This window comes from Mycobacterium sp. THU-M104 (assembly GCF_049197365.1).
GTDB lineage: Bacteria > Actinomycetota > Actinomycetes > Mycobacteriales > Mycobacteriaceae > Mycobacterium.
Map to the genome: position 1 here is coordinate 1 of NZ_JBMIOP010000247.1, position 7,738 is coordinate 7,738.

Sequence of the window (7,738 nt, forward strand, 5' to 3'; positions counted from 1 at the left end):
CAACTTCGTCACCAAGCGTGATCCCGGCGAGCGTTTCGCGAACTGGGCGTTGCGCGCCGAAGAGGATGATCTTCGATGAGGACAGGAGTATCAGATGAGTGCAACGGATGACCCGGTGACCGAGGCCGAACTTCGAGAGCTCGCCGCGCGGGGCGCCGCCGAACTCGACGGCGCCGGCGCCACCGACCTGCTGCGCTGGACCGACCAAACATTCCCCGACAAATACGTGGTCGCCTCCAACATGCAAGACGCCGTCCTCATTGATCTGGCGGCTACGGTGCGCCCGGGCGTGCCGGTGATGTTCATCGACACCGGCAACGAATTCCCCGAGACCATCGGCATGCGCGATGCGGTCGCGGCGACCTACGACATCCGCATGGTGACCATCACCCCCGAGCCTTCGGTGTTGGCGCTGGGCACGAGCCTGTGCCACACCGACCCCGACGAGTGCTGCCGGCTGCGCAAGGTCGTCCCGCTGGCCAAAGCACTGCCCGAGTATCGCGCGTGGGTGACCGGGCTGCGCCGCAGCGATGCGTCGACCCGCTCAGACGCCCCGCTGATCAGCTTCGACGAAAAGTTCAAGTTGGTGAAGGTCAACCCGCTGGCCGCATGGTCCGACCAAGATATGACCGACTACATCACAGAGCGCAACGTGCTGGTCAATCCGCTGGTTGACGAAGGCTACCCGTCGATCGGGTGCGCGCCCAACACCACCAAACCGGCTCCGGGAGAAGACAAGCGCAGCGGTCGGTTTGCGGGATTCAATAAGACCGAATGCGGCCTGCACCTCACGTGACGGCCCGAGCTGGTCACCCGTGCGCATTGGCAGCTTATCGATGACTACGAGCGCTCGGCCGTGGAGCCGCTCGGGCGGCCCCGCGTCAAGCTCGCGACCCTCGATGAACTACTGCGGGCTGCCCACAGCTGACCTGCGAACATCAACGCATCCGCGTTGGATGTCCTGGGAATCAACGAGTTAGGAGATGTTTGTGACCTATGTGATCGCCGAACCCTGTGTCGACGTCAAGGACAAATCGTGCATCGACGAATGTCCGGTCGACTGTATCTATGAGGGGACCCGGATGCTCTACATCCAGCCCGACGAATGTATCGACTGCGGTGCCTGCGAGCCGGTATGCCCGGTCGAGGCCATCCATACCGAAGAAGATGTGCCAGAGGAGTGGACCGACTACATCCAGTTCAACGCCGACTTCTTCGCAGAACTCGGCTCACCCGGCGGTGCGGCCAGAGTCGGACTCACCGACAACGATCCCGCCGCGGTGAAAAACCTGGAGAGCAAAGCTTGACGCGTGTGCATTTTCTCCGCGAGATCTCCCCTCGGAGGATCTGCTAGCTGGTCCTCAGCCCGCATTGGCGGCTGACACAGGGGCTGGCTGGGGTTTGCTTCCTACTCGCGTGGGTATGCCGATGGCGGTAGTTGGGTAATTCGGATCACCCGTTGGTGATGTCGACTCGGGAGGAGTGAGGTTGTGATGCAGATCGACCAACGCACAGCACCGATCGAGCGGGGAGCGTTCGGGATGCCCCGGCCACAAGGTTGGCCACTGGAGCGCATCATCAACCTGTTGGCGGGTGCCATGGTGCTGGCGACGCTGGCTCTGGGGCGCAAATATTCGGCCCGGTGGAGGATCCTCACCGGTTTCGTGGGAGCCAACCTGCTGCTCGATGCGGCCGTGGGCTGGTGCCCCACCAGTGTGCTACTGCATCGACTCGGCATCCCCACTACCACCGAGCGGGCTTCCGGCTGCGGCGTTTAGCCCACACACAGATGAAATGCGTGCCGGACGAGTCGCTTCGGGCGTCCGGCATTGAGGAGCCGTCGATGCCATCAGTGAACATTGAGGATTCGGAACATGATGCACATGCCTGAGACCGTGACGCCAACTCCGGACGTCACAGACGACAGCACCGCAGGGGCGGTGGCGCCGTGAGCCGTGCGCGTCCTCGGGTGGTGATCCTGGGCAGCAGCTTCGCGGGGCTGACCACCGCACGCTTTATCCGGGCACAGTGCGGCGACGCGGTCGACATCACGGTGATCGACCGCAACCCGTACCTGATTTTCGTGCCGAACATTCCGATGGAGGTGTTCGCCGATCACGATCCGCTGGTGACGATGCACATGGAAACCGTCCAGTTCCATGACCGCGACGGCAACGCGTTCATCAACGCCTCGGTCACCGCCATCGACCCCGACGCCAAACGGGTGGTTTTCACTCCGGCCGATCGCGCCGGCTCGGCGCCCGAGACAATCGCCTACGACTATCTCGTGGTGGCACTGGGCAACCAACTGGCCTATGACCGGATCGAGGGTTTCGGCGAGTTCGGTGACACCGTCTCCAGCGGACACTACGGTAATAAACTGCGGCGCAAACTTTTTGGTGGTGCTTACAAGGGCGGCCCGATCGCGATCGGGTCTGCCCGGTTTCACCAGGGCCTCGAGCACAAGCCCGACTGGCTGCCGGTCGCCGAGGCCGCCTGCGAAGGGCCACCGCTGGAGTTGGCGTTGTCGATGGCGCACTGGCTCGGTGAGCACTCGATGGGCGACGCCCACAAGATCACGTTGTTCACCCCGGGCGGAACGATCGCCGAGGACGCCGGTGAAGAGATCGTGAAGGAGTTCCTGAGTCTGGCCACCGACATGGGTTTCGGATACCTGTCCGACACCCAGGACGTTTCGCGACTCACTGCCGACGGCATCGAGTTCGCCAACGGCCACAGCGTGGAAGCCGAATTGAAGATCCTCATGCCCGACTGGGTGCCGCATGCGTTTCTGAAGGATCTGGCGATCACCGACGAGTACGGTTTCGTGCTCACCGGCACCGACATGCGCAACTCCGACCATCCCGAGGTTTTCGCCGTGGGTGACGCCGCAGCGCTGACGGTGCCCAAGCTCGGTTCGCTCGGCCACCAGCAGGCAGAGATCGTGGCCCGCCAGATCGCCGTCGAAGTCGGGCGTCTCGAGCGGGCCGAGGTCGGTGAATCCTATCGGCCTGAGGTCATCTGCTTTGGCGACATGGGCGGACACAAGGGCTTCTACATCCACTCCGACACCTGGTACGGCGGAAATACCAGCGTGTTCAAGATGGGTTACGCGGCGTGGGCGATGAAGATGGCGTTCAAAGAAATGTACTTCCGGACCGGCGGCAAGCCCGCGTCTTGGGGGATGCCCGCCACCGAGTTCACCATGGACACGCTGCCGCTCCCGTGACGCAGGTGGGCGTTGCCGCCGTTCAACGGCGATCCGGAGTCGCCGGGGTGGAGACACATCTACCCGACACCGTCCTCTGAGCACCAGGATTGGAGCAGCGTATGGATGCGCAGGCATGGGATAGCCGCTACGGCGAGGCCGACTTGTTGTGGGGGATCGAGCCGAACAGGTTCGTCGCCGCTGAGCTCGCCGAGGCATCGCCGGGACGCGCGCTGGATGTGGGCTGCGGTGAGGGCCGAAACGCGATCTGGTTGGCCGGCCGCGGCTGGCACGTCGTCGGTGTCGACTTCTCCGAGCGGGGACTGGCACGGGCCGCGCAGTTGGCGAGCCGCGCCGGGGTCGCCGACCGGGTCGACTTCCAGCGGGCCGACGTGGTGAACGAGGCGCTGCCGGCCGGATCGTTCGACGCGGTCATCGTCGCTTATCTGCAGCTGGCGGAGGGCCCGCGTCGGTCCGCGCTGCGCAACGCCGCTACCGCGGTTGCCCCCGGTGGCACCCTGCTCGTCGTGGCCCATGACACCACCAATCTCACCGAGGGAGTCGGCGGGCCTCAGGATGCCGAGGTGTTGTTCTCCCCGGATGACGTGGTGGCCGACCTCGCCGGCCTGACGGAGTTCGTGGTGCAGAAAGCCGAGCGGGTCCGGCGGCCGGTACCCGGCGCCGAGCGCGACGCCGTCGACGCGTTGGTGCGCCTGCGCCGCGACACCCGCGACGAAGAGAGCCGCACATGATGCGCCGACCGGTGTCGGCGACCAGGAGTCGGCCTCAGCGCTCGAACCGCGTCACCGTGTCGACTTGACCACCTGCGAGTAGTGGAACTGCCAGCGCTCGACGACGCGGAAGCCGAGATAGCCGGGGAAGCGATATGCCGGGGCGCGCCCGAACGTGCCCGGCGGCAACGACGACCCGGCCTGGTGATCCGGCAGTGCGCCGTCTTTGTTGGTGATGGTCCAGATAGTGGGGCACTGGTTGATCTTGGCCGTCGTGAGCCACACCGCGACGTGACCGTCCCACAGCCAGCCCACCTTGGGCCCGTACGCGCCGCGTTCGACGTCGATCAGCGACCGGAATGACCCCGGTCGCGTGGCGAGCAGAGCGCGGGCCGGCCCGGGCCGCCACCCCACGGTGTTGTCCACGAGCAGGCAGTCCCCCGGGGAGGCATGGGAGCCGATCAGATCGGCCACCTGGCTGTAGTCCCACCCCTCTTTGGCGTACGGCCAGCGTTGGATGAACAGGTAGTTCGGCACCGCCGCGACGGCGAACAGCAGCACCACCCCGGCCGTCGGCCACGGGCCGCGGGCGATCGTGGTGATGCAGACCGCCATGATGACGGCCACCGCGGGTGTGCTGAGGATCAGGTAGCGCGGGAAGTAGATCGGTTCGACGATGGCCGAGTACAGGACGACGAGGGCGGTAGGGACGAGGATCCACGCCGCGCACAGGGCCAGCAGGTTGCGCGTTGCGCCCGCCGGGGCGGCTACGCCGCTCAATCGGGCCGCAACCGCCGCGACGACCAGCACGGCCGTGAGAACGGCGCAGGGAACGCTGTGGTCGAAATACTGCCGCTGCACGATGTCGAAGGCGTAATGCCAGCTGACCGGAAAGAGCCAGTTGACCTGGAAGACCTGGCCGTGGGCGAACGCCAGGAAGGGCGTCATCGCCCCCACCGCGACGGTCGTGGCGACCGACCACCGAATCACCGGCGACGTGCGGGACCCTCTGGGGGCCAACAACGGCAGCGCCGCGGCATACACGGTCACCAACAGGACCAGGTTGAGGCTCAGCAGGATCGACAGCGCCAGGCCCAGCGCGTACCCCACCCACCACCGCGCCCTGTTGCTCCTGACGGCGGCGACGAGCAGCACAGTCAGCCAGATGGCCGCGGCGACCGCGAACGCATAGGACCGTGCTTCCATCCCCGCCCAGGTGATGCGCGGCAGGATGGCGAACACGACACCGGCGCACACCGCGGTCGCCCGAGGCGTGAACTGCCTGGTGAACACCGTGACGCCGCCGGCGGCGGCGCCCACAGCCAGCGCGCTGGGCAGCCGCGAGAAGAATTCGGTGGGCGGAAAGATCGCGAACCAGCCGTGCATCACCAGGTAGTACAGGCCGTGCACGGCATCGATGTGGCCCAGCAATCGCCACAACTCGGGCAGCGTCCGGTTCGCCGCCGCCGAGATCGTCGCCCCCTCGTCGAACCACAGCGAAGGCCGGGACGCCCAGGCGGCGCTGATGGCGGTGGCCAGCGCGGCGACCATCCACGGGTCGAGCAACCTGCCCCGTGCCCAGCCGGGCGCCGGCGCCTCCTGGGCGCCGGGCGTCTCCGGAATGCGCTGCTCAAGGGTGTGCATGGACATGACGCTTCTCACTGTAGGGCCCGGCTCGATGCCAGGTCATCGGGTGCGTACCGGGCCGGCCGCCGCGGTACCGGTGGCGCGGACCCGCAAACGCCGGCCACGCCGCGCCGCGCGCACGCGCGAATCTTCTCTCTGTGGCATGGGCAAACGCGCTACTGTCATTTGGCTGACCAACCGGAATTGGGAGGGTGAATGGGCGCCTATCAGGTCGTGGTGGTAGGAACTGACGGCTCGGATTCGTCGATGCGCGCGGTGGACCGGGCGGCGCAACTCGCGGGGGCCGACGCCACATTGATCATCGCGTCGGCGTATCTGCCCCAGCCGGAGGACGCCCGGGCCGCCGACGCCCTGGGCGCCGAAAGCTACAAGGTCTCCGGCACCGCGCCGATCTATGCGATCCTGCGCGACGCCAAGGAGCGGGCGCACACGGCCGGCGCCAAGAACGTCGACGAGCGAGCGATCGTCGGCGCCCCGGTGGACGCCCTGGTGCACCTGGCCGAGGAGGAGAAGGCCGACCTGCTCGTCGTCGGCAACGTCGGCCTGAGCACCATCGCGGGACGGCTGCTGGGCTCGGTGCCGGCCAACGTCTCGCGCCGGGCCAACGTCGACGTGCTGATCGTGCACACCACGGAGTAACCGGTTCGCCGGCTCTAGAAGCCGCGTTCGCGCCATTCGTGCAGGTGCGGCCGTTCGGCACCCAGCACCGTGTCGTCGCCGTGACCGGGGTAGATCACGGTGGCGTCGTCATACACCTCGAACACCCGGGTGGTCACGTCCTCGAGCAGCTGGGCGAAATCGTGCTCCTGCCACGTCTTGCCCACGCCGCCCGGGAAGAGGCAGTCGCCGGTGAACAGCTGGGTGACCCCGCCGGTCGCCGGCCCGTCGAGGGCCAGTGCGACCGAACCGGGCGTGTGCCCGCGCAGGTGGATGACGTCGAACGTCAGCTCGCCGATCTCGATGGTGTCGCCGCCGGCCAGCAACCGGTCCGGTTTGACCGGCAGCGCTGCCGCGTCGATCTCGTGGGCGGCGGTCGGTGCACCGGTCGCCTCGGCCACCGCTTCCAGCGCCTGCCAGTGGTCGAGGTGCTGATGGCTGGTCACGATCAGCGCGATCGTGGGCGCGTAGCGGTGAATGAGTTCCAGCAGCGTGTCGGCGTCGTTGGCGGCGTCGATCAGCAGCGTCTCCCCGGTCGCCGAACACGTCACCAGGTAGGCGTTGTTGTCCATGGGGCCCACCGATGCCTTGATGATGGTGGCGCCCGGCAGGGTGCGGCGGGCGGCGGTACCGGGGTCGACGTGGCCGGTGTAGTCGTCGCGGAGTTCGTCAGCAGCAGACATACCGGTGAGGTTACGGCTTCTTGCGAGCCCCGGCTCGTCTCCCCGCGATCTGGGGCCGCGACCGCTTGACGAGGCTGGCCGCACACAGGGTGGTGCACCAAAACCTGAGGAGCCGCCAGCCAGGTCTGGTACTGAGGATGCGTTAGATTCGGCGCCGTGGCGACGGTTCGAAGTGACACGACCATCGACGAGGTGCTCACGCAGTTCCTGGCGGCGCAACGGGAGCGGCTCGCGGCGCGCACGTATCACCGGTATGAGGATGTCGTCGAGCTGCTGCGGGACTGCCTGGACGGGTACGCCTACCAGTCCCTGGCCGGCGACGAGCACCGGCGCTGGGAGGATGAGTTCGCCAGGAACGAGGACGGCGCGTTCTGCCGCTTGTTCGGGCCGGAGAAGATCGCGGAGAACCTCGGCGAGTTCCTCGACTACTTCATGGTGCGCAAGGTGATCGCCGGTGAGGAGCTGCTCAAGGCCGCCGGCACGGTCACGGGCAAGTTGATGCGCTGGCTCGCTGAGCGCGGCGACGTCGACGCAGCATCTGCCGATCAAGCGGGTGAGCAGGCGCGGGAGGCCGCGCGTGATCTGCCGGCGGCCGATCGCCTGGGCGGGCTGCTGCATGAGGTCACCCGTCGGGCGCCCGCCATCGATCCCGACGATGTCGACGACGCGGACTGGGTCGAGGACTACCTTCAGATCGTCGATGTGGGGCCCGGCAAGATCTGGTTCGAGAACGGTGTCGGGCCGATCGCCGTGCCGCGCGAGGCGAGCGATCTCGCCCGTCCCGGATGGTCGGTGTTCGTGACCGCCGCGCG

At 66.9% G+C, this 7,738-nt stretch carries 9 protein-coding genes; 7 read left to right on the forward strand and 2 right to left on the reverse strand.

What is annotated here, in order from left to right; all coding sequences use genetic code 11:
- Positions 1-94: 94 nt before the first annotated feature.
- From ACOJVU_RS18090 to ACOJVU_RS18110, 5 genes are all read left to right on the forward strand, one after another.
- Positions 95-796: a phosphoadenylyl-sulfate reductase gene (locus ACOJVU_RS18090; protein ID WP_421531032.1), complete on the forward strand. Its 702-nt coding sequence runs from the start codon at positions 95-97 to the stop codon at positions 794-796.
- 193 nt (positions 797-989) lie between these two features.
- Positions 990-1,307 (forward strand): ferredoxin, encoded by a 318-nt coding sequence (gene fdxA / locus ACOJVU_RS18095; RefSeq protein WP_421531040.1) that lies wholly within the window; start codon positions 990-992, stop codon positions 1,305-1,307.
- Between the two features lie 186 nt (positions 1,308-1,493).
- Complete coding sequence (locus ACOJVU_RS18100) at positions 1,494-1,778, forward strand: YgaP family membrane protein (RefSeq protein WP_421531033.1); 285 nt, start codon at positions 1,494-1,496, stop codon at positions 1,776-1,778.
- A gap of 170 nt (positions 1,779-1,948) precedes the next feature.
- Positions 1,949-3,229 (forward strand): NAD(P)/FAD-dependent oxidoreductase, encoded by a 1,281-nt coding sequence (locus ACOJVU_RS18105; RefSeq protein ID WP_421531034.1) that lies wholly within the window; start codon positions 1,949-1,951, stop codon positions 3,227-3,229.
- Positions 3,230-3,330: 101 nt separating this feature from the next.
- Entirely contained in the window at positions 3,331-3,960 is a 630-nt protein-coding gene (locus ACOJVU_RS18110) for a class I SAM-dependent methyltransferase (RefSeq protein WP_421531035.1), read from the forward strand.
- Positions 3,961-4,011: 51 nt separating this feature from the next.
- On the opposite strand, the gene ACOJVU_RS18115 is transcribed toward ACOJVU_RS18110, so the two are convergent.
- Complete coding sequence (locus tag ACOJVU_RS18115) at positions 4,012-5,589, reverse strand: glycosyltransferase family 39 protein (RefSeq protein ID WP_421531036.1); 1,578 nt, start codon at positions 5,587-5,589, stop codon at positions 4,012-4,014.
- Positions 5,590-5,781: 192 nt separating this feature from the next.
- Here ACOJVU_RS18115 and ACOJVU_RS18120 point away from each other — a divergent pair, with 192 nt between their 5' ends.
- Positions 5,782-6,225, forward strand: coding sequence for a universal stress protein (locus tag ACOJVU_RS18120; protein WP_421531037.1), 444 nt, complete (start codon positions 5,782-5,784; stop codon positions 6,223-6,225).
- A gap of 14 nt (positions 6,226-6,239) precedes the next feature.
- Here the strand turns inward: ACOJVU_RS18120 and ACOJVU_RS18125 are convergent, their stop codons facing one another.
- Entirely contained in the window at positions 6,240-6,926 is a 687-nt protein-coding gene (locus tag ACOJVU_RS18125; RefSeq protein WP_421531038.1) for an MBL fold metallo-hydrolase, read from the reverse strand.
- A gap of 156 nt (positions 6,927-7,082) precedes the next feature.
- On the opposite strand from ACOJVU_RS18125, the gene ACOJVU_RS18130 reads away from it, so the two are divergent.
- Positions 7,083-7,738 (forward strand): hypothetical protein (locus ACOJVU_RS18130; protein ID WP_421531039.1); only part of this gene is annotated, 656 nt, incomplete at its 3' end.